Below are 26,953 nucleotides of genomic sequence, written 5' to 3'. Positions count from 1 at the left end.
CGTCCTGTAAACACAAAATTTGCTGTGTAAACTGGACGCTTTTGTCAATTCGGACAATAATAACGACTTTGTGCGATTCCCAGTTGGAATCGCGTTAATGAATTCAACGGACAGTACAGATGACACAATCTACCAATGCAACCATTTTGCAAAACGTGCCAGTCGGTGAAAAAGTAGGGATTGCTTTTTCGGGTGGTTTAGACACTTCAGCCGCTTTGTTGTGGATGAAGCAAAAAGGTGCTTTGCCTTATGCTTACACCGCTAACTTGGGTCAACCAGACGAAGACGATTACAACGCCATCCCTAAAAAAGCCGAAGCGTATGGCGCAGTGAAAGCGCGTTTGATTGATTGCCGCTTGCAATTGGCACATGAAGGCATTGCCGCGATTCAATGTGGTGCGTTCCACATCTCTACTGCGGGCGTGACTTACTTCAATACCACGCCTTTGGGCCGTGCCGTGACCGGTACCATGTTGGTGTCGGCGATGAAAGAAGACGATGTTAACATCTGGGGCGACGGTTCGACTTACAAAGGCAACGACATCGAGCGTTTCTACCGCTACGGTTTGTTGACCAACCCCGCTTTGAAAATCTACAAACCTTGGTTAGACCAAGTATTTATCGATGAATTGGGCGGCCGTGCCGAAATGTCGCAATTCTTAATCGACAATGGCTTTGACTACAAAATGTCAAAAGAAAAAGCCTATTCAACAGACTCTAATATGTTGGGCGCGACTCACGAAGCCAAAGACTTGGAACACTTGGATTCTGGCATCAAAATCGTAGAGCCGATTATGGGCGTGGCCTTCTGGCGTGACGATGTGGAAGTAAAACCTGAAACCGTGACCGTGCGCTTTGAAGAAGGCATGCCGGTTGCCTTGAATGGTCAAACCTTCACCGACGCTGTGGAATTGATTTTGGAAGCCAACCGCATCGGCGGCCGTCATGGCTTGGGCATGTCTGACCAAATCGAAAACCGCATCATCGAAGCCAAATCTCGCGGCATTTACGAAGCTCCGGGCATGGCATTGTTGCACATCGCTTACGAGCGTTTGGTAACTGGCATCCACAACGAAGACACCATCGAACAATACCGCATCAACGGTTTGCGTTTGGGTCGTTTGTTGTACCAAGGCCGCTGGTTCGATTCACAAGCCTTGATGTTGCGTGAAACCGCACAACGCTGGGTGGCAAAAGCCATCACCGGTGAAGTGACCATTGAATTGCGTCGCGGTAACGACTATTCTATCTTGAATACCGAATCTGCCAATTTGACTTACCAACCAGAACGCTTGACCATGGAAAAAGGCGACTCTATGTTCAGTCCAGCCGACCGCATCGGCCAATTGACCATGCGCAATTTGGACATCGTCGATACCCGCGCCAAATTGGGCATCTATTCGAATGCTGGTTTGTTGTCTTTGGGCCAAGGCTCTGCTTTGCCACAATTGGGTAATAAAGAAGACTAATAAGTCTGAGTAAGTCAGACAACAAAACCCCCTTTACAGGCCGGCCTGTAAAGGGGGTTTTCATTTGCTTGTATCTAGGCTTGGCATCATTGATGGTGAAGTTTACAGGCCGCATTTCGATATTGCTGCATGCGGTCTGTAAATCAAACGCCATCTTATTGTCAATCTTAAAAACAATATCCCATCAATGTTAAATTACTAATTGGTCAATATGTCCAATTTATTTCTGTATGCTACTCTATCGTGGCGTAAAGTCATTTATTTCGGCAATTATTGATAAGAAATCATCTGTGTAAGCAAGGCTTGCTGGTTTGTTCTGCATAAAATGATTATGGCTGTTATGCTAAAATAATCGGCTTTTCTTAGTAGTTGTTTCAATATGTCTCAAGATTTAGCAGTAAAAACGCCGCCTTTAGTCGGCGGTATGATGATAGTTGCGGGTACGGCCATAGGGGCGGGCATGTTTGCCAATCCCACCGCAACAGCAGGGGTATGGTACGTCGGTTCGATTTTGGTGATGGCCTACACTTGGTTTTGCATGTGCATGTCGGGTTTGATGATCATGGAAGCGAATCAGCATTATCCAGCAGGCGCAAGTTTCAATACCTTGGTCAAAGACTTGCTCGGCCCGGTGTGGAATGTCATCAATGGCTTGGCGTTTGTGTTGGTAATCTATATTTTGCTGTATGCGTATATTTTTGTCGGCGGTAATATGCTCGAGCCGTTCGTGGCCAAATTGGGCTTGGGCGCGGCCAGTGGCAAGGTGGCGGCGACGGCGTTTATGCTGGTGTTTGCCGCTTGCGTGTGGTGGTCGACCAAGGCGGTAGACCGCGTGTCGACGGTGTTGATCATTGCCATGGTCATCACCTTTTTGACCTCGGTCACCGGCATGCTCAATCAATTGAATGTTGCCACCTTGATGAATGCCTTGCCGCAAGGCGCGGGCAGTGTGTATTTGCCGTATGTGTGGGTGGCGTTGCCGGTGTGTTTGGCCTCGTTTGGCTTTCACATGAACGTGCCCAGTTTGATGGCGTATTACCAAAACAACATCCATAAGGTGCGCACCAGCGTTGTCAGTGGCACCTTAATCGCCTTGGTGATTTACTGCGTGTGGCAAACGGCGGTACAAGGCGTGTTGCCACGGCATGAGTTTGCGCCGGTTATCGCCGCTGGTGGTGATGTGCCGGTGTTGTTGCAAGCCTTGTCCTCGCACATTGATACCGCTGGCTTGAGCCAAGTATTGAACGCGTTTGCGTTTATGGCCATCGTCAGCTCGTTCTTGGGCGTGTCTTTGGGCTTGTTTGATTACGCCGCCGATATGTTCCATTTCCCTGCCAACCGTACAGGCCGCTTTAAATCGGCACTGATTACCTTTATCCCGCCGTATGTGGCGTGTATTGTGTTTCCAACGGGTTTTGTGACGGTGATTGGTTATGTAGGCTTGGGCGCGGCGATTTGGACGGCGATTATCCCAGTGTTGTTGGTGTTTGCCAGTCGCCGCCGCTTTGCGAGCAAAGCCAGCGATTACCGACTCGGTGGCGGCAAAGCCTTGTTGTGGTTTGTGCTGTTGTTTGGATTGGTGAATATTGTGGCGCAGATTTTGACCCAATTTGGTTGGTTGCCCACTTTTAAAGGTTAAGCAACGAGCCATCATGATGTAAAAGCGGCCTGTAAACGGTTTTTTCGGTTTACAGGCCGCTTTTGTTATTCAATCAGGCTGGTAAAACCTGTGCTTACGCCCCTTGCTTGCGAAACACCTCGGCCAATTCTGCGGCGGCGCGGCTCATGGTCGGTGCGTATTCCAATAATTGTGGCAGCGATTTGCGCACTGTTGGCCCATGCGTGAACAAGGTTGCAAACGGCGGCGCATCGCCATTCGGTATTGGTACGGCGAAGGCGACCATGCCGGGGATGAATTCCTCATTGTCCACACTCAATTGCTCGGTCTTGGCCTGAGCAATGGTGGCAAGCAATTGCTGTCTGTCGGTTTGGGTATTGGTGGTCAAGGCATAAATCGACAGCTTGTCGACCACGCGCGTGTATTGCTCGGGTGGCAATTGTGCCAACAGCAATTTGCCGCTGGCGCTGGCCCAAATCGGGATTTGCATGCCTTCGGGCAGGTAGATTTGCAGCGGCCAATTCGACAACACGCGGTCTATGTAGACGATGTCCAAATCGTGCATTACCGCAATGCCCACTGTTTCACCGATTTCACTGGCCAAGGATTGCAAGATGGCCTGGCGCTCGATGCGGTAATGGCTGGTTTGCCACAAATTCAAGGCCAATTGGTGGGTGCGTTGGCCGCAAATCACCTTGCCTTGTAAGTCTAATTGCAAAAAACCGGTTTGCTGCAATTGCTGCAATAAGCGGTGCACGCTTGGTTTGGGGATGTCCAATATCGCCGCCAAATCGCCAGCGCTGATGGGGCGCGGCGACTTGGCCACGGTTTCCACCAATTGCAATACCCGCTCTACGCTAGAGCCTTTTTTCTTTTCTGTGTCCATATGCGTCCTGTCAACGCGCGGTATTTTTCGAACCAGCACACAGGATTTTTACTCGGGTGTATGGCCAGCAAAATAACGCTTGTTGAAGTCGATTAAGTTTGATAATCTCTATAACGATACGAAATGTATCATTTTATAAAAATATTGAACAGCACAAATTGCAGGCCACGCGCTCGCAGCACGCGCTGCCATACACCCAAACCAATACAGAGGAACCACCGTGTCACACACCATCGTCTTGCCGCGCATCATGGAAATAGGCCGTGATGCCAGTCAAAAATTGCCTGAGGTCTTGCACAGCTTACAAGTGCGCAAGCCTTTAATCATTACCGATAAGATGATGGTGACACTAGGCTATGTGGACAAGCTGCAAGCCTTGTTGGCGGCGGCGGGTGTGGTTGCCGATGTGTTTGATGATACTGTGCCTGAGCCGACTGACAGCTCGATACGTGCAGGGGTAGAACGCATCCAAAATGGCGATTACGATGTGATTATTGCCTTGGGCGGCGGCAGTCCGATTGATTCGGCCAAAGCCATGGCCATTTTGGGCAAATTCGGTGGTGAAATCCGCGATTACAAATTTCCGCGCCAAGTTGAGGAAAGCGGTTTGCCCATTGTGGCGATACCGACCACCGCCGGCACCGGCTCGGAAGTGACCAAATTCACCATCATCACCGATGAAGCCAACAATGAAAAACTGTTGTGCGTGGGCTTGGGCTTTATGCCAGCGGCCGCCATCATTGATTACAGCTTGACCGTGAGCTTGCCGGCGCGCACCACTGCCGATACCGGCATAGACGCGATGACGCATGCCATCGAAGCCTATGTCAGCCAAAAGCGCAATCCATACAGCGATGCGCAAGCCTTGGCTGCTTTGCGCTTAATCGGCCCGAATTTACAGGCCGCTTATCACGATGGCAGCAATGAAGCGGCGCGTGAAGCGATGATGCTCGGTGCCACCTTGGCCGGCATCGCCTTTTGTAACTCGTCTGTGGCCTTGGTTCATGGCATGAGCCGCCCCATCGGCGCGTTTTTCCATGTGCCGCATGGTTTGTCGAATGCGATGCTGTTGCCAACGGTGACCGAGTTTTCCATCCCTGCCGCGCCAGCGCGCTATGCCGAATGTGCTCGCGCCTTGGGCGTGGCCAGTGTGAGCGATGATGATGAACATGCCAATGCGCGCTTGATTCAATTTTTAAAAGACTTAAATCAAGAATTGCAAGTGCCAAGTTTGGCAGAATTTGGTGCGCAAGCGGCCGAATTCACTGCCTTGCTGCCGCAGATGTGCGAGCAAGCGTTTGCCTCGGGTTCTCCCAATAACAACCCGCGTGTGCCGACCCAAGCTGAAATGTTGGCGCTGTACCGCTCTTTGTGGGCCACAGCCGCCGCGATGTAACGACTTCATTAATAACACCAAGCAAGACCAAGAGAAACTTAGGAGAGAAGATGCAAACCGATACCTTACGTACTGTGGGCCATTTTATTAACGGCGCCATGGTCAGCGATGACAGCAAAACCCAACCGGTGTTTAACCCATCTACCGGTGAAATCAGCAAACAAGTGGCTTTGGGCGGCGCCAAAACCATAGACGAAGCCGTGGCCGCGGCCAAAGCAGCGTTTCCAGAATGGCGCAAAACCCCGCCATTGAAACGCGCACGCATCATGTTCAAATTCAAAGAATTGTTGGAACAAAACGCCGATGAAATCTGCCGCTTAATCGGCGAAGAACACGGCAAAATTTCCCACGATGCGGCCGGCGAATTGCAACGCGGCATAGAAAACGTCGAATACGCATGCGGTGCACCGGAATTGCTCAAAGGCGAACACAGCCGCAACGTTGGCCCAGACATCGATTCTTGGAGCGAATTCCATCCTTTGGGCGTGGTTGCCGGCATTACGCCGTTCAACTTTCCAGTGATGGTGCCATTGTGGATGTTCCCTATGGCCATCGTGTGCGGCAATACCTTCGTGTTGAAACCGTCTGAACGCGATCCAAGCTCGACTTTGTATTTGGCGCAATTGATGAAAGAAGCCGGCTTGCCTGATGGCGTGTTGAATGTGGTCAATGGCGGCAAAGACGCGGTAGACGCGATTTTGGAACACAAAGACGTGCAAGCGGTGAGCTTTGTTGGCTCTACGCCGATTGCCGAATACATTTACACCACCGCCACTGCCAATGGCAAACGTTGCCAAGCCTTGGGCGGCGCCAAAAACCACGCCATCGTGATGCCAGATGCGGACTTGGACAATGTGGTGAACTCCTTATTGGGCGCGGCGTTTGGCTCGTCGGGCGAACGTTGCATGGCCTTGTCTGTGGCCGTGGCAGTCGGTGACGAAATCGCCGACAAGATGATAGACGCTTTACAGGCCGCCATGGGCAAATTGAAATTCGGTGCTTATTCTGACAAAACCAATGACTTTGGCCCAGTGATTACCGCAGAGCACAAAGCCAAAGTGGTCGGCCACATTCAGTCTGCCGCCACCCAAGGCGCGAAAGTTTTGGTAGATGGCACTAATGCCGCCCCTGCAGGTTATGAAAACGGTTTCTTTGTCGGCGCGACCTTAATTGATGGCGTTACCAAAGACATGTCCAGCTACCAAGCGGAAATCTTTGGCCCAGTATTGCAAGTGTTGCGCGTGCAAACCATGGCTGAGGCGATGCAATTGATTAACGACCACGAATATGGCAACGGCACCTGCATTTACACCCGCGACGGTGAAGCGGCGCGCTATTTCGCCGACAACATCCAAGTGGGCATGGTCGGCATCAACATCCCATTGCCAGTGCCGGTGGCTTACCAAAGTTTTGGCGGTTGGAAACGCTCGTTGTTCGGCGATTTGTTCATGTACGGTCCCGATGGCGTGCGCTTCTTTACCCGTCGCAAAACCATTACCCAACGCTGGCCAAGCTCAGAAGTGCGTGAAAGCGCGCAATTCTCGATGCCAACTTTGGGTTAAGCGCAGCGATTGAGTGTGTGTGTAAGAATAAGCGGCCTGTAAACTCTTTACAGGCCGCTTTATTGTATTTGCAGCGTCTACACAGTATAAACCCAGTCATCTAAGCGACAAAGTGAGCGACATGAACAAGCAAGAATGGAAAACCTTGGCCAAGGTCATGTTGGTCAGCATGTTGGCGGTGGCGGTATTGCTGGGCTTGAGTTTGTGGCTGCTGTTGTATGTAAACCGCGATGGCCATGCCGTCATGAGTTTTGAAGCGGTGTTAAACCTGATTGTGGTGGCCTTGTTGGCGCTGATGTTTCCGCTGATACATCATGGTCAAGCGCGCTGGTTGTGGCACACCCAAGACATGGCACCCGGGCAAGCGCCGGAATGGATGTCACAAAAAACCGCACCGCTGCCGAAAATTGTCAAACCATGGCCGCAGCGCTTGCTGGAGGCGGTTTTGCAATTGGCGGCGATGCTGTTGCTGTTGTGGCTGTTTGGCCCGTATGCGACGCAGCAGTATTTGGTGGATTGGACGAACGCGTATCAGCTGTCTTCAGGCACATATTTGCTGTGTGTGATGGTCTTGGGTTCGGTGCCGATAGGCGCATTGGCCTTGTTGGTGCATGGGGTGTTGCGGGTGTGCGCACGCCGCTGTGACACTGACAGTTTGCGTTACCGCTTGTGGCGGGTGTGGCTGTGGGCTTATGTGTTGGCGTTTGCTTGCTGCGTGTACATTATTTTGATGTTGGGGATGATGATGGTGCGTTATTTGGAATGAGGCTTAGCCATGTTGTCATGCGGCCTGTAAACACTTACAGGCCGCTTTTATTGACAGCGCGCAAGGTTTGCTGCTGTGGCCGCAAGCTGTCATGCTATTTGGTCTATCTGGGTAGATGTTTGGGACAGATGCTAGGCGCTGGAGTTTGCAGCGCGTTTTATTGCAAATAAATGTGGGTGTTTATGCGCATGGCTTGTGATGTTAAAGCCAAGCAGAATGCGGCCTGTAAGGGCAGTGTGTTTGATTTATAAGGTGAAAACTTTAATTTAAATGCCAAGAGTGTATTTTTTTGGCATGGGGGTTGCTCTTAACTTATTACATTCAAACACACTGACTTAAAAGGAATACCGCCATGTTTACCCAAATGCACATTGCCAAAGTTGATGCCACCGAAGCCAAAATCGACATGGAATTGATGTTCTTGTCTGACAGCAATAAATTGGCATGCTTGGAATTGATCATGAGTTTGGATGCGGAAGACCGCATCGGCTATTTAAACCAATACTTGACCAAAATGGCGGCCATCATGGGCCCAGAAGCAGTAGCCGAATTGACTGAAACCATGTGGTTGATGGCGGCTTAAGTCCAGCACTGAGACTGTAATAAAGCAGTGTGTTGATGATTGAATGAAACACAAAAAACCCTAGGCCTAGGCCTAGGGTTTTTTGATGCTGCCGTTTAAGGAATGAAGCGGTCTTTAACCGGCGTATCCAATTGTTTGAATTGTTCGCCGATTTCTTTCCAAATCGGTGCATTGTTGACACCGTTTTCTTCTGGCACATAAATCGGATCTTTGCCTTCTTTTTGTTGGCGCTCATAGTCTTTGAGCGATTGCAAAGCGGGTTTTTGCAACAGCAAGATGGCGATGATGTTGAGCCAAGCCATCAAGCCCACACCCATGTCACCCAAACCCCAAGCCAATTCAGCGGTACGCAAGCAACCAAATACCACCATCACAATCATCGCCAATTTCAATACCAACATCAAAGTCGAGCGCAATTTGTCATTGTGACGGGTCAAGTAAGAGATATTGGTTTCGGCGATGTAGTAATAAGCCACGATGGTGGTAAAAGCAAAGAAGAACAAGGCAAAAGCCACAAACATAGAACCAAAGCCTGGCAACACGCTTTCCATTGCGGTTTGGGTATAGCCTGCGCCCACACCGACGTTTTGTACGCCATGGTGCAAGAATGCGCCTTCTTTGTTAGGGTCTACGGTGTTGTACATGCCAGTGATGATCAACATAAAGCCAGTGGCTGAGCACACCAACAAAGTGTCTACATACACAGAAAATGCTTGTACCAAGCCTTGTTTGGCAGGGTGAGACACGTTGGCAGCACCGGCTGGATGTGGGCCAGTACCTTGACCGGCTTCGTTAGAATACACACCGCGTTTCACACCCCATTCAACCGCCAAACCCACAACCGCACCAAATGCGGCTTCTGCACCGAAAGCAGATTTGAAAATCAAAGCCAAAACATTAGGCAATTCACCGATGTTCATGAACACGATGACGATGGCAATGATGATGTAAGCCAAAGCCATGAAAGGCACGATGATTTCGGCAAATTTGGCGATGCGTTTTACACCACCAAAAATAATGAAGCCCAAAATTACCGCCAAGATGGCAGCAGTCACAGCGGTATCAACGCCCAAAGCATTTTTTAAGCTGTCGGCGATGGAGTTGGCTTGTATGCCTGGCAATAACACGCCGCAAGCCAAAATGGCCGAGAAGGCAAACAACACCGCATACCATTTGATGCCCAAGCCTTTTTCAATGTAAAAAGCAGGGCCACCACGGAATTGGCCATCGTGCTTTTCTTTGTAGATTTGCGCCAAAGCCGATTCGATGTAGGCAGTACTGGCGCCCAAAAAGGCCACCATCCACATCCAGAACAAGGCACCTGGACCACCAAAGGTAATGGCAGCGGCCACACCGGCGATGTTACCGGTACCGACACGGCCAGCCAGTGCCATGGTCAAGGCTTGAAAAGAAGAAACGCCTGCATCCGAACTTTTACCGTCCATCATCAGGCGCAACATGCCAAAAAAGTGGCGAACTTGGGCAAAGCGGGTGCGTACGGAAAAATACAGACCCACGACCAAACAGCCATAGATTAATGCTTTACTCCAAATCAGACCATTGAAAAAATCGACAATTTCTTGCATGGACATGGTTTTCTCCTCTGTAAGTTATGCATGCTGGGCATGTGTTGTTGTGCGCTTATTTTAAGAGGGAGTTTACAAAAATTAAAACATTTTTTTGCATATAAATTGTAAAAATGGCATTTAATTTTAATTAATATGGAATTAATTTAGATTTAAATCAAATGCTGGCTTTAATATACTGCATTGCAACAAAATATTGCGCATATAGAAATAATATTGTGAATTCTCTGATTATTTGGATATTTATGCATGATAAAGTGTAAATTTTGAGTGTTTTGAATTTTTATTGTTGTGTTTGGCATTGATAACAGCAGAAGTGTGCGCAGATGTTTAATGCAAAATGAATGAGTTCAAACTGAGTATTTGGGGAAAAATGCAAAAAATGATTGCTTGTTAATGTGTCGAATTTTTGACTATAAACGAGTATAAATACCATGCGCCAGCATGCACAAAGACCCCAGTAAACTGAGGTCTTGGTAGGAATGTGCGTGCATGTGTCTTATCAATGTTTAAAAGCGGCCTGTAAACCGTACAGGCCGCACAGTGGGCATTACAGCCACAGCATCAGCAAGGCAGCGTTCCAAAATAAGGCCAATAAGATCAATGCCAAAGTCGCCAATATGGTGTTGAAATCGGTGCTCATGTTTGCTCCTTTGTGTTTGTTCGCAGTGAGTACATGCACGAGTATATGCCAAAACAATTAGCTCAAACTTAGGGCTTGTAAATATTTTGGTTATAAATCAATGGATTAGTGATATTGAGAGTGATGCTTATTTCAGAATGGTATTAGGGTGCTGATTTGATGAGGATTTTGGTTTTACAGGCCGCATTGTGAATTGAAATGCGGTCTGTAAATGAATGCAATAAGGTGTTGCATTAAGGGCGATAACGCGTGTCTATGCTGAACAATTCGGGGTATTTGGGGTGGATTTCTTGGTAAAACGCCATGATTTCGCGCATGTCGGCATCCATGTCGCCGCTGGGGTAGATGATTTTGGCGACGCCAGCGGTTTTTTTTTGGTAGTCCAAATACGATAAGGCAATCGGCACGCCGGCATTGACGGCGATGTGGTAAAAACCGGTTTTCCACTGTTCGCGCCGTGCGCGTGTGCCTTCGGGGGTGACCATCATCACCAAGTGCGGGTGGTGTTGGAACAATTCCGTCATCACTTGCACCATGCTGGGGCGCTCTTCACCGGCTTGTTTGGGACGGCGGTTGATGCCTATGCCGCCCATGGCGCGGATAAATGGGCCAAATGGAAAACGCATATAGCTGTCTTTGATGGTGATGCGCACTGGCACATGCATCGCTTTCAAGGCCAAGCGGGCGTATAAGGCGTCCCAATTGCTGGTGTGCGGGGCGGCAATCATCACACATTGTTGCACTTGGTGCGACCAATGGTTGTCTATTTTCCAGCCCAAGGCTTGGAGGCTGAGGGCGGCGAGTTTTTCAAACACAGGCAGTTTCTACGCAAAAAAGGGGTGAATTGTAGCAAGTAAGCGGCCTGTAACCCAGTATCAGGCCGCATTATTTTGGCGCAATGTCTCTATTTTCCCGCAATCCCAACATCACGCTTGTGGCGTTGACGATTCAGGCTGAAAACATGCTGGTATTGAGTGGCAACACTTCACCACGCCAAGATGCGGCGGTGGTGTGCGCTGCCAACATATCGTCGATCAAGGGGTGGATGAGCACCGAGCGCGTCGGCAGGTATTGGTCGAAATAAGCCATCAAAGCGGCGCTGTCTTCTTTTGTATAGGCAATTTGAAACATCGCTTTGGTGTGCGGGCCAATGCGCACGTGAAAACGGCCAACTTGCATTTGTGGAAAGGCGAGGGCAATGGCGGCTTTCAGTTCCAAAGCGGCGGCATGCTCATCGTCGTTAAAATAGACATGTGCGTGGTAGTCCATAAGGCGTCCTGTAAAACGAAAAACGGCTGCACATCACAGATGGCAGCCGCGATAAGGTCTGTGTGTGGGTCTATTGTAAATAATCTTTCAAGCGATACCAACCCATGCCCAACACCAACGATGGCGTGCGCAGATAAGGGCCACCGGGGAAGGAGCGGTGTTTGAGTTTGGCGAACAAGTCAAAACGCTCGGGCGCACCGAGGATTTTCTCCGCTGTAACCAGACCAGCCAAACCGGTTAAGGCCACGCCATGACCGGAAAAACCTTGCAGGAACATCAAACCCGGTGCCAATTCGCCAAAATGCGGGGCACGGTTCATGGTGATGTCGACAAAGCCGCCCCACGCATAATCGATTTTCACATCGGCCAAATGGGGAAACACGCGCAACATGTCGCCGCGCATGGCATTGGCCAAATCTTTCGGCGTTTGGCCGGAATAGCTGACTTTGCCGCCAAACAACATGCGCTTGTCGCCACTTAAGCGGTAGTAATCAAGCACGAAATTGGTGTCGCACACCGCCATATTGTTGTTGATGGTGTCGTTGACGCGTTCACCCAAAGGCTCGGTGGCAATCACGTATGTTCCAACTGGCATGATTTTATCGGCCAAAGTTTGCATATACGACGATTGTTTGAGCACGCCGGCAAACACATTACAGGCCAAGACCACATGTTTGGCGACAACTTCGCCTTGGGCGGTGGTGATGCGCCATTTATCGCCTTGCGGCTGGATGTCGTTGACAAACGATTGCTCAAAAATCTGCGCGCCATGATGGGCGGCGGCCGCGGCCAAACCCAAGCAGTAATTCAATGGGTGCACATGGCCGGAATCGGTGTCGTAAATGCCGCCGGTGTAGCGGTCACTTTTTAAATGCTGTTTGAGCTTGGGGCGCTCCCACACTTGATAGCCTTCATAGCCATAAGTCTGGCGCATGTACTCGCGGTAGGCTTGCAACTCGTCCCATTTTTTATTGCCTATGGCCACCGATGCATAGCCACGGTGCCAATCACAGGCGATGTGGTATTCGTTGACTTGGTTTTCAACCAGATCCACTGCCTCTATAGACCATTGCCACAACTTTTGGGCGTCTTGTAAGCCCAATTGCTCTTGCAAATACTCCATTTCACACGCATACGAGGTAATCACCTGTCCACCGTTGCGACCCGATGCACCAAAACCGATGCGTGCGGCTTCTACAACGGCGACGCTGTGACCTTGCTTGGCTAAGGGCAGAGCAGCACCTATGCCGGCCAAACCACCGCCGATGATGCAGGTATCGACTTCGATGCGGCCTGTAAGCTGTGGGTATTGGGTTTGTGGATGACGCGTTGCCGCGTAATAAGAATCTATGTGTTCGTTCAAGGCTGGGGAATTTAACATATAGGCAATCTCCTTGTAGTAAAAAGCCCCGTAGTACATTGCTACAGGGCTGGGTGTGAATACTATACTGCAGTATTGCTTTCTTGTGTTGCGCCTTGGCGGTAGGCCTCAGCCATTTCGCGTTCGCGCTTGGTGGTTTGCCGCATCATCAGCCAATTCAAGATGATGACGATGGTGCCCACAATAGCAATCATGATGGTTGCTAGAGCATTCATCTGCGGGTCCAAGCCCAGTTTGATTTTCGAGAAAATCACCTGTGGCAAAGTCGATGAACCAGGGCCAGACAAGAACGAGGTGATTACCACATCATCGAGCGACAAGGTAATGCCGAGCAAGAAACCCGAAGCCAACGCCGGCATAATCAACGGCAAGGTAATCAAAAAGAAGATTTTCAACGGACGAGCACCCAAGTCCATCGCCGCATCTTCCAAGTTTTGATCCAATTCGCTCAAACGTGCGCGGATGACCACCGTCACATAGGCCAAACACAAAGTAGTATGACCCAACCACACGGTGAACAAGCCACGGTCGAAGTACAGCCATTCCAATGCAGGCGTGTTTTGTAAGAACATTTGCACTTGGATGATCAGCAGCAACATCGACAAGCCAGTAATCACATCGGGCATCACCATCGGTGCAGACACCATGCCAGCGAACAAGGTTGAGCCTTTGAAGCGTTTGATGCGCGCTAGAGCGTAAGCGGCCAAAGTACCCAGCACCACTGCCGCCAACGACGACATCGCCGCCAATTTAATCGACAACCATGCGGCACTTAAAATCACATCGTTGTCCATCAAAATGCCATACCATTTGGTCGAGAAGCCGCCCCAAACCGTCACCAGTTTGGAATCGTTAAACGAGTAGATGACCAAGATGAACAAAGGGATGTACAAAAACAGCAAACCCAAAGCCAGCGAGCATTTTAAGAACCAAGAGAGTTTGTGTGAACCTGAACTCATGCGTTTTCTCCCTCGATTTCACGGTTTTCATAGCGGTGGAAGATGGCAATCGGCACCACCAATAACAACACCATAATCACAGCCACGGCAGATGCAAGTGGCCAGTTGTTTTGGTCAAAGAAGGCTTGCCATAAGACTTTACCGATCATCAGGTTTTCTGGGCCACCGACCAATTCTGGAATCACATACTCGCCCACGCAAGGGATGAACACCAACATCGAGCCCGCAATCATGCCCACTTTCGATAAGGGCAAGGTGATGGTGAGGAACGACTTAATCGGCGACGCGCCCAAATCACCGGCTGCTTCCAGCAAACGGTGATCTAGCTTCAGCAATTGCGTGTACAAAGGCAAAATCATGAAAGGCAGGTAGGCGTAAACCATCACCAAAATCAGCGAGAATTGGTTATAGAATAAGTCCAAAGGCTGGTTGATGATGCCCCATTGCTGCAACCACGTATTGAGCAAGCCAGTGGTGCTCAAAATGCCCATCCATGCGTACACACGCAATAAGAACGAAGTCCAGAATGGCAACATAATCAATAACAACACGCCATTGCGGATGTCCTCACGCACACGCGAAATCGCGTAAGCAATCGGATAACCGAAAATCAAGCACAATACCGTCACCATCAGCGCGGTTTTTACCGACGACCAATACGTCTGCAAATAGATGTTTTCACCATTGCCGTTGTGCAGCGGATTGAAAATCTGTCCCAATGATTGCCAGAAATCTTTGAAGATGTCGGCATAATTGAGGTAAGATGCTTGCACCACCACCCGACCCATGTTGGAATCGGTGCTGACCAACGGCGTGTACGGCGGAATGGCGATGTCTTGTTCGGCGAAACTGATTTTTAACACAATCAAAAACGGAATCAAGAACAACACCAATAACCACACATAAGGCACGGCAATCACAAACCAGCGCCCAATCACGCTGCTTAAGTTGGTTTGTTTCATCACGGTACTCCTAGCGGGTCAATGGCACAGGCATATTGTCGCGCCATGACACGTATACAGTCTCATCCCAAGTTGGCGGCTCTTCGTCGGCCAAATACCAGCGCGAAGAGGCAACAGTAGACTTGATGATTTTGCCACTGGTTAATTCCACATGGAAAATGGCGAAGCTGCCCAAATAGGCAATCTCTTTGACCTTGCCTTCTTCCCAGTTGAAATCGGCTGTGGGTTTGTTGCGGCTCAAATTCACGTCTTCAGGCCGCAAGCTGACCCAAATGTCTTGGTCTTCAGGGCCGGTAATGCCATGACCCAAACGCACAGGACGACTCAATTCCTTGCTGGCAATGACGCAATAATCAGCAGCGTCTTCAATCACTTCACCGGCGATGATGTTGGTTTCACCAATGAACTCAGCAGTAAAGCGGCTGTTAGGAAAGTCGTAGATTTCGCGCGGTGTGCCGACTTGGCGCAATTTGCCATCGGACATAATGGCCACACGGGTGGCCATGGTCATCGCTTCTTCTTGGTCGTGCGTCACCATGATGCAAGTCACGCCGACTTGTTCCAGCATGTTGACCAATTCCAATTGCGTTTGTTGGCGCAATTTTTTGTCCAAAGCGCCCAAAGGCTCGTCCAATAACAATAATTTTGGACGTTTGGCCAAAGAGCGCGCCAAGGCGATGCGCTGTTGCTGACCGCCAGACAATTGGTGTGGCTTGCGTTTGGCAAACTTGGTCATCTGCACCAGTTTCAGCATTTCTTCAACGCGGGTATCGATTTCACCCTTGACCATCTTGTCTTGTTTTAAGCCAAAGGCAATGTTTTGCTCGACACTCATGTGCGGGAACAAGGCATAGCTTTGGAACATCATGTTAATCGGGCGTTCATACGGCGCTTGGTAAGTCACATCCAAACCATCGAGCAAGATTTTGCCTTGTGACGGTCGTTCCATGCCAGCAAGCATGCGTAGCAAGGTGGATTTACCACTGCCTGAGCTGCCCAATAAGGCAAAGATTTCATGGCGTTCGATGTTCAAGTCGACATTGTCAACGGCGTAATTGTCGCCGTATTTTTTCACCAAGCCTTGTATTTGCAAATACGGTGTTTTGGTGGTTTCGGTAGGGGTTGCGGTCATATCGGGCCATGCTCCATTAATGCGTCAATGACAAAGTAATCACAACGTGGTGATACACAGAATATGCTTGTGGCAGTCTTTTTTCAGGGCGATTGTATGCGACCCACGCCTGTAGGGCAATCGAGAAATCCGCCGCCTTGGGGTAAATCAAAACCCCCATGCGGCCTGTAAATAAATTTATCAAATATATTAAAACATTACAGATGTTTACCCACTAGAGACATTACACGAAAAATATCCGTTGTCGTCAATGAAATTGCGCCATCGTGGCGCAATCAAAGCAGTCGTGTTAGGATTTTGCGCAAAACAGCTTCCTTCTGACGATACATATCAAGATGCACAATTCTGCTCCTCAGGACTCATGGCTGAAGCCATCGCATGTCACCGCTTCTTTTACGATGTTAATCGTGTCTTGGGGCAGTGCGGCCGTCATCATCTTTCAGGCCGCCAACTCTTTGGGCGCGACCTCGGCGCAAATCACCTCTTGGTTTACCATTTTGGCCTTGCTCAGCGGCATTGCCAGCATGGCCTTGTCGTGGCGCTATCGCGTGCCGATTTACATTGCGTGGTCGACGCCTGGAGCAGCTTTAATCGCGCTGACGTCAGGGGTTCCTTTGAATGAAGCCTTGGGTGCGTCGATTTTTGCGGGATTTTTGGCGGTGTTATTGGGTCTGAGTGGTTTGTTTGCGTGGATGGTGAAACACATACCCGCCAATATTGCCGCGGCAATGCTGGCCGGCATCTTGATTAATTTTGGCATGGGCATATTTACTTCCATGCAAAGCGATGCGGCGATGGTGGTGTTGATGCTGGGCGCGTATTTGCTCAGCAAGCAATTTTGGCCGAAATACAGTTTGCTGCTGATGCTGTTTGTTGGTGCGGCATATGCTTATCTATCGGGCAGCATGCATTTTGAGCTGTTGCATTGGCAGTGGCCGAGTTTGGAGTGGGTGACGCCGGTATTTGATTGGCAAACGCTGTTGAGCTTGGGCATACCGCTGTTTTTGATTACCTTGAGCACGCAAAACATCCCCGGTGTGGCGGTATTGCACAGCCACGGTTACAGGCCGCCGGTGTCGCCGATTATGGTGTCAACCGGTTTGATCACGATGCTGTTCGCTCCTTTTGGTGCGTTCATGCTCAATTTGGCGGCCATCAGTGCGGCCATTTGCATGGGCGATGATGTCGATGCCGACCCCAAACAGCGCTATAAGGCGATGTTGGTGAATGGGGTGATGAATTTCGGCGTGGTGTTGATGGGGGGCATGGTGGTGATGTTGTTTGGCGCTTTGCCCAAGACTTTGTTGCTGACTTTGGCCGGCATCGCCATTTTGAGCACGCTCATCGGCAATTTGGTGACGGCGGTGGCCGATGCCGACACGCGTGAAGCAGCGCTGTTTACCTTATTGGCCGCGGCCTCGGGCATACAGTTGTGGGGCATTAGCAGTGCATTTTGGGGTTTGTTATTGGGCATGGCGGTGTATCATCTGAACCGTTATACCGCCGCCAGACGGTCTGCTTAGCAGGCATTGAGAATAAATCGGCGCCACTTACTGTTATGTGGCCGCCAACAACAAGAAGGAAGACAAAATGCTTAAACAATGGATGGCAGCAATGGTATTGGCAGTGAGTCTGTCTGGCTGTGGTTACAACACCATGCAAAGCCAAGACGAAGCGGCCAATGCCAGATGGTCGGACGTTCTGAACCAATACCAACGCCGCGCTGAGTTGGTGCCCAATTTGGTGGCCACGGTACAAGGCTATGCCAAACACGAAAAAGAAGTGTTGACCGAAGTGACTGAGGCACGTGCTAAAGTTGGCTCGGTGCAATTGACTGGCGACACCGCCACCAATGAGCAACAATTGAAAGCCTTTAGCGATGCCCAAAATGGCTTGACCAGTGCCTTGTCAAAATTGATGGTGGTGGTGGAGAAATACCCCGAACTGAAGGCCAATGCCAATTTCATGGATTTGCAAAAACAATTGGAAGGCACGGAAAACCGCATCGCCGTGGCTCGAAGTCGTTACATTGAATCGGTGCAGACTTACAACACCACCGTGCGCCAATTCCCTAATAATTTGACCGCGAAGATGTTCGGCATGCAAGTGCGCCCGAATTTCACCGTCGAAAATGAAAAAGCCATCAGTACGGCACCCAAAGTCAGCTTCTGAGGCACTAGACTTGGGTTTACAGGCCGCTTATGTATGAATATGCGGCCTGTAAGCACTTGACCATACATGAGCGCAGTTTAAGCAAGCATTATAGAAGAAAGAAGGAGGCTCAGATGCAACGTGTGTTACAGGCCGCCTTGATGTGGTTCACATTGCTGACCCTGATGTTGGGCACAGCGCATGCGCTAGACTTGCAAGCCATACCCAAACTCACCCAGCCTGTCATGGACACGGCTCACATGCTCAGCGCCAGCGAGCAAGCGCAATTGAATCAACAATTGGAACAGTATGCCCAAAGCAAAGGCACGCAAATTGTGGTGTTGACGGTGAATACCACCGCGCCTGAAGACGCGTTTACCTATGGCATGCGCGTGGTCGACCGTTGGCAATTGGGGCGCGCCAAAGAAGACGATGGCGTGTTGTTGCTCATCGCCAAAGACGACCGCAAAAACCAAATCTTGGTTGGTCGCGGTTTGGAAGGCGTGATTACCGATGTCGATGCTTACCGCATCTTGTCGGAAAACGTGCGACCTGCGTTTCAACAAGGCGATTACGCCGCCGGCATCACCGCCGCGGTAGACAAATTACAAGGCTTGATTGCCGGCGAAAAATTGCCCGAACCGCCGCAGCACAGCAATGACGACGGTGGCGGCTCGTGGATGGCCTTGCTGATACCGTTGATTTTCTTGGCCTCGTTCTTAAAACGCATTTTTGGCGGCTTTTTGGGCAGTGTCATCGGTGCGGTGGTGTCAGCAGGCGCGTGTTTGTTTTTTGGCACCGGTCTACTGGTGGCCTTGGCCGTGGCCGCGGGCGTGTTTGTGTTCAGCCTTATTCTCGGCGCGGGGGCTATGGTGTTCCCTGGCGGTGGAGGCGGCGGACACTGGGGCGGCGGTGGCGGTTTTGGTGGCGGCAGCTATGGCGGAGGCGGCGGTGGTGGCTTCAGCGGTGGCGGCGGCAGTTTCAGTGGCGGTGGCGCTTCGGGAGATTGGTAATGGTGAACAACAATCGCATACAGCGCTTATGGCAACACTGGCGTTTGCCCAGTTGGCGCATCAAAAAATGGTTTCCACAAACCGTGCTCAGCCGTTTGGAGCGCTTAATTGGTGAATCGGAAGCTGTGCACATGGGGCAAATTCGCTTTGTGATTGAATCGAATATGGAAACCATGGCGGTGTTGTCGGGGGTCACGCCACGGCAACGGGCACGGCAGTATTTTGGCAGCTTGGAAGTGTGGGACACCGCTTACAATACCGGCGTGTTGTTGTACGTGTCTTGCGCCGACCGCGCCATCGAAATCGTTGCCGACCGCGGCATCAGCAAGCAAGTTGATGCGGCGGTGTGGCAAGCGATATGCCGTGATTTGGGCAAAGACTTTGCCGATGGTTTGTACCAACAAGGTTTGGAAAAGGCCTTGGAGCAAATGACGGCAGTGTTAATCAGCCACATACCGCGCCATGCTGGGCAGGCGCACAGCAATGAAGTCAGCAATGAGGTGGTGTTGCGCTGAAGATTTACAGGCCGCTTGTTGCGGCTTGGCAGCGCATACCCGTGTAGAATGAGCAGCCGAGTGCTTGTCATGAGGAAAACAGTATGATGACCCATCCCAACGAAGCCGCCAAGAAGTTGCAGCGCGTGCGCACCATTGCGACGCTGTTATTGGTGTTGGTGGCGGTGGTGTTTGTGGTGAGCAGCTGGTATGTGACGCGTTATCCGTGGCTCGGTTATGTGAAGGCGTTTGCCGAAGCGGCGATGGTGGGCGCTCTGGCCGACTGGTTCGCCGTGGTGGCCTTGTTTCGCCACCCACTGGGCTTGCCCATACCGCATACCGCGATTTTGCCGCGCAACCAAGCTCGTATTGCCGACAGCTTGGGGCAATTTATTCAGAACAATTTTTTAGAACAAAAGGCCATAGCCAAAAAAGTGTATTACCTACAACCCAGCCGCAAGTTTTTAGATTGGCTTGCCGATATTGAGCATCAAGCGCTGGTGGCGCCTTTTGTGGTCAAACAAATTCCCACGCTGATGCGTGCCATCAAGCCCGAACAAATGTCGCTGTTTTTGGGGCAGTTATTAAAACAACAATACGATGGCAAGAGTTTGGGGCACACCTTGTCACAAATGCTGCGCATGGTGCAAGGCTATGGCTACCATCAAATCTTCTTCATCGGTTTATTAGAGCAAATTCGCGCTTGGCTCAGACACGAAGAAACGCGCCAATTGCTCGAAGACAACATCAATTCGTGGGCGGCCAAAGTCAAAAAAGACAATCCTTCCAGTTGGGACCGCTTGGTGGCTGCGTTCAAAGGCAGCGCGGTTGATATGGTTGATGGTTGGGTGGCGCGCAAAGTGCTCGATTGGGCCGACAATTATTGCGAAGAAGTGATTAACGACGATGCGCATGCGATGCGCGCCGGCGTTGAGCGCAAAATGAACCAATTGATTTGGGCGCTGGAATTTTCGCCCATCATGCACCGCCGCTTAAACCAAGCCAAAGACGGCATCATCAATTCCGACGCGGTACAGCAGTTCATTCAACACTCGTGGCTGAGTTTGCAGCAATGGAGTGAGAGTGATGCCGCCAAAAGCGATTCGATGCTGATGCAGCAAGTGTTGAAAATGATGAACCAAATGCTGATACAAGGCGCGGCACAGCCAGAAGTGTTGCGCCGCTTTGATGCGCGTGTGTCTTTGTGGGTGCGCGAGGCGGTAGAGCAATACAAATCCACCGTGGCCGACTATGTGTCCGAAAAAGTCAAATCTTGGGACAGCCAAGAGTTAGTGCAAAAATTGGAATTGAGCGTGGGCAAGGATTTACAATACATCCGCATCAACGGCACTCTGGTCGGCGGCTTGGTCGGCTTGGTCATTTATGTGGTGTCGGGTTGGCTGATGTAATGCGGTTAAGAAGCAAAATATGCGGCCTGTAAGTCACATAAGGCTTAGCAAGACCACATTACTGATTGATGAAACAATACTAGCGGCCTGTAACAACACAGCGTTTGTAAAAACCATACTGTAGTCTTAAGAGGTGACATAAGCGGCTTGTAAGCCACATAAGGCTTAGCACAACCACATCGATGGCTTAATTACGCGGTTTATGCGGCCTGTAAACAGTACAGCGTTTGCAAAACCATATCGTTGGTTTAAGACGTGACATAAGTGGCTTGTAAGTTGACCATAGTTTGCAAAATTATACGATGGGCTTAGGAAGCGACATATGCGGCCTGTAAGCTATATAAGGCGTAGCAAAACTACATTGCTGATTGATTACACAATACAAGTGGCCTGTAAGCGCTACTTAGTTTGTAAAACCATGTATTTGGTTTAAATTATCTGTCATCATGGCTTTGGATTGATTGGGCTGTGTGGGCATAGTTGTCATTGCTGTTGTGACCGCCGTTTTGGCTGCATGGCCTAATCTTGCGTGCGCAACAGGGTGTAGCAGATTAAAAACAGATAACAGAATGTGTTAAACAGACATCAGTAAGCGGCCTGTAAAATCTTCATCTTATCTGTGTGCACACAGTAATATTCGCAATGAACAAGTCACAAACACAGCGCTGGCGTGGTTTTTGTGCTGGATTTGACAAATATTAACAAGATTCATTATCAATAAGGTCGGTGATGGGTTTACAATGCACCGTGTGGGTGGTCGTGTGTTGGCGGCTTCTTCTTAGCAACTCTGTCAGATATTCGACTGTATAAACCATGGCTTTGTTTTTCATCAAACGGCCCGTGTTCGCATGGGTGCTCGCAATCTTCATCGTCTTTTTGGGCATTTTGTCCATCAAATCGCTGCCCTTAGAACAATATCCCGACATCGCGCCGCCGCGCGTTTCCATCAGTGCCAATTACACTGGCGCTTCGGCCCAAACCGTCAACGATTCGGTGGTGCAGGTAATCGAGCAGCAGTTAAAAGGCCTCGATCGCTTGATGTACATGAATTCCACCAGCGATTCGGCCGGTCGTGCCCGCACCACTTTGACGTTTTCCCCTGGTACCGACATCGATGTGGCACAAGTGCAGGTGCAAAACGTGTTGCAACAAGCCTTGTCGCGCCTGCCCGATTCGGTGCAAAACCAAGGCGTGAGCGTGACCAAAGGTGGACAAGACACTTTGATGACGTGGATGTTCACTTCGGACGACCCCAAAGTCAGCAAAGTCGACATCGGTGACTATTTGTCCAGTAATGTCATGGATGTGTTGGGGCGCATAGATGGCGTGGCCGAGGTGGAATTGTATGGCAGCCCGTATGCAATGCGGGTGTGGCTAGACCCTTACAAACTGGAACAATACCAATTGATGCCATCTGACATCAGCGCCGCCATCAGCAGCCAAAACACGCAAGTGTCGGCGGGACAATTGGGCAAATTGCCGGCGGTCGATGCGCAAATGTTGAACGTGCCGATACAAGCGCGCAGCAAATTGCGCACGGTGGCGCAATTTGAAGACATCATCGTCAAAAGCTCGCCCGATGGCGGCATTGTTCAATTAAAAGACGTGGCAAGGGTAGAACTGGGCGCGGAAAGCGCCGATGTGCAAACCAAGCTCAATGGCAAAAATGGCGCGGCGTTGGGCATTATTTTGGCCGATGGCGCCAATGCCTTGGACGTGGCCGAGGCGGTGAGCGCCAAGATTAAACAATTGGAACCCAATTTCCCCAAAGGCTATCACGCTACCACCAGCCAAGACAGCACGCCGTTTGTCAAAGCCTCGGTAGAAGAGGTGGTGATTACCTTAATCGAAGCCATCGTGTTGGTGGTAGTGGTGATGTATGTGTTCTTGCAAAACTGGCGCGCTACCTTGATACCGGCGGTGGCGGTGCCGGTGGTGTTGATGGGCACGTTTGGGGTGTTGGCGGTGTGTGGCTATTCCATCAATACCTTGACCATGTTCGCCTTGGTCTTGGCCATAGGCTTGTTGGTTGACGATGCCATCGTGGTGGTGGAAAACGTCGAGCGGGTGATGCACGAGCAGCAACTCGATGCCAAAACCGCCACGCAAGTGTCTATGCAAGAAATTTCTTCGGTCTTAATCGGTGTGGGCATGACGCTGTCGGCGGTGTTTGTGCCGATGGCGTTTTTCCCCGGCTCGACTGGGGTGATATACCGCCAATTTGCCATCACCATCATCGCCGCCATGGGTTTTTCGGTATTGGTGGCGCTGACCTTAACGCCAGCGATGTGCGCACAAATGCTCAAACCCAAAGCGCACACTGGCAAAAGCTTGGGTTTGTTCGGGCGTCTGTTTGCCAGTTTTAATCGCGGCTTTGAGCGCTTGGCGCAAGGCTATCAACGCACGGTGCATGCTTTATTGCGCCATTCCAAGGCGATGTTGGCGGCGTTTGTCGGCATCTTACTGTTGTGCGGATTGCTGTTCGCCTTTTTGCCGTCGTCGTTTTTGCCTGAAGAAGACCAAGGCATCTTGAATGTGTCGGTGACTTTGCCTTCAGGGGCGACCGATGCGCGTTTGCAGCAGACGGTGAGCGACATCAACGATTATTTTTTAAAACAGCCTGAAGTCAAAACCGTCAATGCGGTCACCGGTTTGAACGGTAACCAAGGTGCCGCCCGTTTGCTGATCGGCCTGAAACCATGGAACGAGCGCACCAAAGCGTCTGAATCGGCAGCAGCACTGGAAGAGCGCGCCAATAAGGCAATGCGCAAGCGCACCGATGCCAAGGTGTTTGTCAGCATGCCGCCCATCGTGCGTGGCTTGGGCTCGGCCACGGGCGTGAATTTGATGCTCAAAGACATGAATGGCTTGGGCAATGAGCAATTGGTGGCGGCCAAAGACCAGTTTATCGCCTTGGCCTCAAACAGCGCTTATTTGCGCAATGCCCGCACCACCAATCAAGATGACCGCACGCAGTTAAACATCAGCATAGACGATAAAAAAGCCGCGGCGCAGCAAATTGATACCGACAACGTCAATCGCTTATTGGCCGAAGCCTTGGGTGGCTCGTATGTCAACGATTTCATCCACAATGGCCGCGTTAAGCGCGTGTATGTGCAAGGCGATGCACCGTATCGAATGCAGCCTGAAAACATCGGCGAGTGGAAAGTGCGCAATGCCTTGGGACAGATGATACCGCTGTCGACGTTTACCACCATCAGTTGGGAAGTGGCGCCGCCACAATTGCAACGCTATAACGGCAGTCCAGCAATGGAATTGATGGGCACAGCCAAAGACGGTGTCAGCTCAGGCGAAGCCATGCGCGAGGCGCAGAACATCGTCAGCCAACTGCCCGATGGCATAGACTTTGAATGGACGGGCGCTTCGTTGGAAGAACAAAAAGCCGGCGCGCAAGCACCGATGCTGTATGCGGTGTCGATTTTGTTTGTGTTTTTGTGTTTGGCGGCCTTGTATGAGAGCTGGAGCATCCCCTTGGCGGTGATTTTGGCCGCAGCCTTGGGCATCTTGGGCGCTTTATTGGCCACGTTTGTGCGCGGCTTGCACAACGATGTGTTTTTCCAAGTCGGCTTGTTGACCACGGTCGGTTTGGCGGCGAAAAATGCCATCTTAATCATCGAATTTGCGGTGCAATTGCAAAACCGTGGCCTCGCTTTGTGGGATGCCACCTTGCAAGCGGCGCGCATGCGTTTGCGACCCATCATCATGACTTCATTGGCTTTTGGCTTTGGCGTATTGCCTTTGGCCATCAGCTCCGGTCCCGGTGCCGCCAGCCGCATTGCCATCGGGACGGCGGTATTGGGCGGCACGGTCTTGTCGACGGTATTGGGCTTGTTATTTGTGCCCTTATTCTTTGTGTGGATACGCTCATTGCTGAAGCGGCCTGTAAATAATTGACTTTTTTGTGGCCTGTGATTGAACTATTTCGTTCAATCACAGTTTAACAAAGCCACACAGCAGTTAATAACAGGATTGAGAAATGCAATCAGAAGTGATTTTACATACCCCAAACAACGCCACTCCTCATGCCAGCGCCCAATATTGGCGCGTGTGTCAGGTGGAAGAATTGTACGATTTGCCGTTTATGGATTTGGTGTTTCGTGCTGCGCAAGTCCACCGTGAACATTTTAATCCAAATGAAATTCAGCTTTCGAGTTTGCTTTCGATTAAAACCGGCGGTTGCCCCGAGGACTGTGCGTATTGCCCGCAATCGGCGCATTACGATACTGGGGTGGAAAAACAGGCTTTGCTGCAAATTGAGGAAATCGTGGCCAAAGCCAAAATCGCCAAAGAGCGCGGCGCCAGCCGTTTTTGCATGGGCGCCGCTTGGCGTGGCCCACACCAACGTGACATGCACAATCTGACCGAAATCATTGCCGCAGTCAAAGCCTTGGGCATGGAAACGTGTGGCACGTTTGGCTTGCTCAAAGACGATATGGCCGAGCAATTACAGGCCGCTGGTTTGGATTATTACAACCACAATCTCGATACCGCTCCAGACAAATACGCCGACATCATTTCCACACGCCAATTTGACGACCGCATGAATACCTTGGGTCAGGTGCGTGAATCGGGCATGAAAGTGTGTTGTGGCGGCATCATCGGCATGCAAGAACAGCGCAAAGACCGCGCCGGTTTGCTCGCCAGCTTGGCTAATCTCGACCCACAACCCGAATCGGTGCCGATTAACCAATTGGTCAAAGTCGAAGGCGTGCCTTTGGCCGATGCCGAAGATTTGGATTGGACCGAATTTGTGCGCACCATTGCCGTGGCGCGCATCATCATGCCGCAAAGCTATGTGCGTTTGTCTGCAGGGCGCAAAGGCATGACCGAAGCCACACAAGCGCTGTGTTTTATGGCCGGTGCCAATTCGATTTTCTATGGCGATGTGTTGCTGACCACTGAAAACCCTGCCGACGATGTTGATCGCGTGTTGATGGACAAATTGGATTTGCAGCCATTGGCCTTGGCAGCAGCACAATAGCACTTTTGTTTGTGGCTTGATGCTGCTACATTAGTGCATCAACAATATTACAAGAGGGTATTATGGCTTGGCTGACCTTAATCATCGCCATCGTGGCGGAAGTGATTGCCACGTCCGCTTTGAAAGCATCCAATGGCTTTACGCAATTGTGGCCATCGGTTGTCACTGTTATTGGTTATGGCGTGTCGTTTTATTGCCTGTCCTTGACCATGCGCCACATGCCCACAGGGGTTATCTACGCCATCTGGTCGGGCATGGGCATCGTATTGATTTCAGTGGTGGCGTGGATTTTCTTCAAACAACGCTTGGATTTGCCCGCCATCATCGGCATGAGCCTGATTCTGATTGGCGTGGTGGTGATACAGCTGTTTTCTAAAGCCAGCCATTGATGCGCTAGATTTCACAAAAGCGGCCTGTAATTGTTACAGGCCGCTTTTTTGTGGTTAGTAAGTTGGTATTGCTGTTTTGAATGTCTATTTGAATCACATTGAGTGATATCTCGACATGGTGCTCAGCAAGCACAAAGCATCAAGACTCTGTGGCGATAGAACTCTGTTTTATTAATCTGAGTCTGAATGATTGTTGACAATATGTTACATGGAAAATTCCATTTCAAGCTTTGATTCATGTGAATGAATTTCATTTTATAAAATTTATTTTCACCAAAAAATA

22 protein-coding genes are annotated in these 26,953 nt (G+C 50.4%); 14 read left to right on the top strand and 8 right to left on the bottom strand.

Going from position 1 to position 26,953, the window contains the following annotated elements:
• Positions 1-119: 119 nt before the first annotated feature.
• Positions 120-1,469 (top strand): argininosuccinate synthase, encoded by a 1,350-nt coding sequence (gene argG, locus BN3003_RS15790; RefSeq protein WP_058357581.1) that lies wholly within the window; start codon positions 120-122, stop codon positions 1,467-1,469.
• Positions 1,470-1,848: 379 nt separating this feature from the next.
• Complete coding sequence (locus tag BN3003_RS15785) at positions 1,849-3,108, top strand: aromatic amino acid transporter (protein WP_058357580.1); 1,260 nt, start codon at positions 1,849-1,851, stop codon at positions 3,106-3,108.
• Between the two features lie 94 nt (positions 3,109-3,202).
• Here BN3003_RS15785 and BN3003_RS15780 read toward each other — a convergent pair whose 3' ends face one another.
• Positions 3,203-3,973: an IclR family transcriptional regulator gene (locus BN3003_RS15780; RefSeq protein ID WP_058357579.1), complete on the bottom strand. Its 771-nt coding sequence runs from the start codon at positions 3,971-3,973 to the stop codon at positions 3,203-3,205.
• Positions 3,974-4,193: 220 nt separating this feature from the next.
• Between BN3003_RS15780 and BN3003_RS15775 the strand changes: the two genes are divergently transcribed.
• The 4 genes from BN3003_RS15775 to BN3003_RS15760 all read left to right on the top strand — a co-directional run bounded on the left by BN3003_RS15775 (position 4,194) and on the right by BN3003_RS15760 (position 8,280).
• Positions 4,194-5,369, top strand: a complete 1,176-nt coding sequence (locus tag BN3003_RS15775; protein WP_058357578.1) for an iron-containing alcohol dehydrogenase — start codon at positions 4,194-4,196, stop codon at positions 5,367-5,369.
• 50 nt (positions 5,370-5,419) lie between these two features.
• Entirely contained in the window at positions 5,420-6,931 is a 1,512-nt protein-coding gene (locus tag BN3003_RS15770; RefSeq protein ID WP_058357577.1) for a CoA-acylating methylmalonate-semialdehyde dehydrogenase, read from the top strand.
• Positions 6,932-7,052: 121 nt separating this feature from the next.
• The gene (locus tag BN3003_RS15765; protein ID WP_058357576.1) at positions 7,053-7,697 is read left to right on the top strand and encodes a hypothetical protein; all 645 of its coding nucleotides are present in this window, start codon (positions 7,053-7,055) and stop codon (positions 7,695-7,697) included.
• A 352-nt stretch (positions 7,698-8,049) separates the two neighbouring features.
• Positions 8,050-8,280, top strand: a complete 231-nt coding sequence (locus tag BN3003_RS15760; RefSeq protein WP_058357575.1) for a hypothetical protein — start codon at positions 8,050-8,052, stop codon at positions 8,278-8,280.
• Positions 8,281-8,375: 95 nt separating this feature from the next.
• On the opposite strand, the gene BN3003_RS15755 is transcribed toward BN3003_RS15760, so the two are convergent.
• The 7 genes from BN3003_RS15755 to BN3003_RS15725 all read right to left on the bottom strand — a co-directional run bounded on the left by BN3003_RS15755 (position 8,376) and on the right by BN3003_RS15725 (position 16,212).
• Entirely contained in the window at positions 8,376-9,872 is a 1,497-nt protein-coding gene (locus BN3003_RS15755) for an alanine/glycine:cation symporter family protein (protein ID WP_234333101.1), read from the bottom strand.
• 870 nt (positions 9,873-10,742) lie between these two features.
• On the bottom strand, positions 10,743-11,324 hold the full coding sequence (locus tag BN3003_RS15750; RefSeq protein WP_058357574.1) for a 1-acyl-sn-glycerol-3-phosphate acyltransferase: 582 nt from the start codon (positions 11,322-11,324) through the stop codon (positions 10,743-10,745).
• Between the two features lie 133 nt (positions 11,325-11,457).
• A complete protein-coding gene (locus BN3003_RS15745) occupies positions 11,458-11,778 on the bottom strand; it encodes a DOPA 4,5-dioxygenase family protein (RefSeq protein ID WP_058357573.1) in 321 nt (106 codons plus the stop codon).
• Between the two features lie 70 nt (positions 11,779-11,848).
• On the bottom strand, positions 11,849-13,159 hold the full coding sequence (locus BN3003_RS15740; protein ID WP_058357572.1) for an NAD(P)/FAD-dependent oxidoreductase: 1,311 nt from the start codon (positions 13,157-13,159) through the stop codon (positions 11,849-11,851).
• A 62-nt stretch (positions 13,160-13,221) separates the two neighbouring features.
• On the bottom strand, positions 13,222-14,118 hold the full coding sequence (locus tag BN3003_RS15735) for an ABC transporter permease subunit (RefSeq protein ID WP_058357571.1): 897 nt from the start codon (positions 14,116-14,118) through the stop codon (positions 13,222-13,224).
• Positions 14,115-15,080, bottom strand: coding sequence for an ABC transporter permease subunit (locus BN3003_RS15730; RefSeq protein ID WP_058357570.1), 966 nt, complete (start codon positions 15,078-15,080; stop codon positions 14,115-14,117). The genes BN3003_RS15735 and BN3003_RS15730 overlap by 4 nt, the downstream gene beginning before the upstream one ends.
• A 10-nt stretch (positions 15,081-15,090) precedes the next feature.
• Positions 15,091-16,212 carry an ABC transporter ATP-binding protein gene (locus BN3003_RS15725; protein WP_058357569.1) on the bottom strand — a complete coding sequence of 374 codons (1,122 nt, stop codon included), beginning with the start codon at positions 16,210-16,212 and terminating at the stop codon, positions 15,091-15,093.
• 335 nt (positions 16,213-16,547) lie between these two features.
• Here BN3003_RS15725 and BN3003_RS15720 point away from each other — a divergent pair, with 335 nt between their 5' ends.
• The 8 genes from BN3003_RS15720 to BN3003_RS15685 all read left to right on the top strand — a co-directional run bounded on the left by BN3003_RS15720 (position 16,548) and on the right by BN3003_RS15685 (position 26,670).
• Positions 16,548-17,735: a benzoate/H(+) symporter BenE family transporter gene (locus BN3003_RS15720; protein ID WP_058357568.1), complete on the top strand. Its 1,188-nt coding sequence runs from the start codon at positions 16,548-16,550 to the stop codon at positions 17,733-17,735.
• Between the two features lie 67 nt (positions 17,736-17,802).
• Complete coding sequence (locus tag BN3003_RS15715) at positions 17,803-18,384, top strand: LemA family protein (RefSeq protein ID WP_058357567.1); 582 nt, start codon at positions 17,803-17,805, stop codon at positions 18,382-18,384.
• Positions 18,385-18,497: 113 nt separating this feature from the next.
• On the top strand, positions 18,498-19,376 hold the full coding sequence (locus BN3003_RS19240; protein WP_058357566.1) for a TPM domain-containing protein: 879 nt from the start codon (positions 18,498-18,500) through the stop codon (positions 19,374-19,376).
• Positions 19,376-19,891: a TPM domain-containing protein gene (locus tag BN3003_RS15705; RefSeq protein ID WP_058357565.1), complete on the top strand. Its 516-nt coding sequence runs from the start codon at positions 19,376-19,378 to the stop codon at positions 19,889-19,891. The genes BN3003_RS19240 and BN3003_RS15705 overlap by 1 nt, the downstream gene beginning before the upstream one ends.
• Positions 19,892-19,974: 83 nt before the next feature.
• Complete coding sequence (locus BN3003_RS15700; RefSeq protein WP_058357564.1) at positions 19,975-21,279, top strand: DUF445 domain-containing protein; 1,305 nt, start codon at positions 19,975-19,977, stop codon at positions 21,277-21,279.
• An 813-nt stretch (positions 21,280-22,092) separates the two neighbouring features.
• Positions 22,093-25,194 carry an efflux RND transporter permease subunit gene (locus tag BN3003_RS15695; protein ID WP_058357563.1) on the top strand — a complete coding sequence of 1,034 codons (3,102 nt, stop codon included), beginning with the start codon at positions 22,093-22,095 and terminating at the stop codon, positions 25,192-25,194.
• 82 nt (positions 25,195-25,276) lie between these two features.
• Entirely contained in the window at positions 25,277-26,281 is a 1,005-nt protein-coding gene (gene bioB / locus BN3003_RS15690) for a biotin synthase BioB (RefSeq protein ID WP_058357562.1), read from the top strand.
• A 62-nt stretch (positions 26,282-26,343) separates the two neighbouring features.
• Positions 26,344-26,670: a DMT family transporter gene (locus tag BN3003_RS15685; protein WP_058357561.1), complete on the top strand. Its 327-nt coding sequence runs from the start codon at positions 26,344-26,346 to the stop codon at positions 26,668-26,670.
• Positions 26,671-26,953: the final 283 nt, after the last annotated feature.

The organism is Vitreoscilla massiliensis (assembly GCF_001457815.1).
Taxonomy (GTDB): domain Bacteria; phylum Pseudomonadota; class Gammaproteobacteria; order Burkholderiales; family Neisseriaceae; genus Vitreoscilla; species Vitreoscilla massiliensis.
This window is presented reverse-complemented; position numbering and strand designations above follow the sequence as displayed.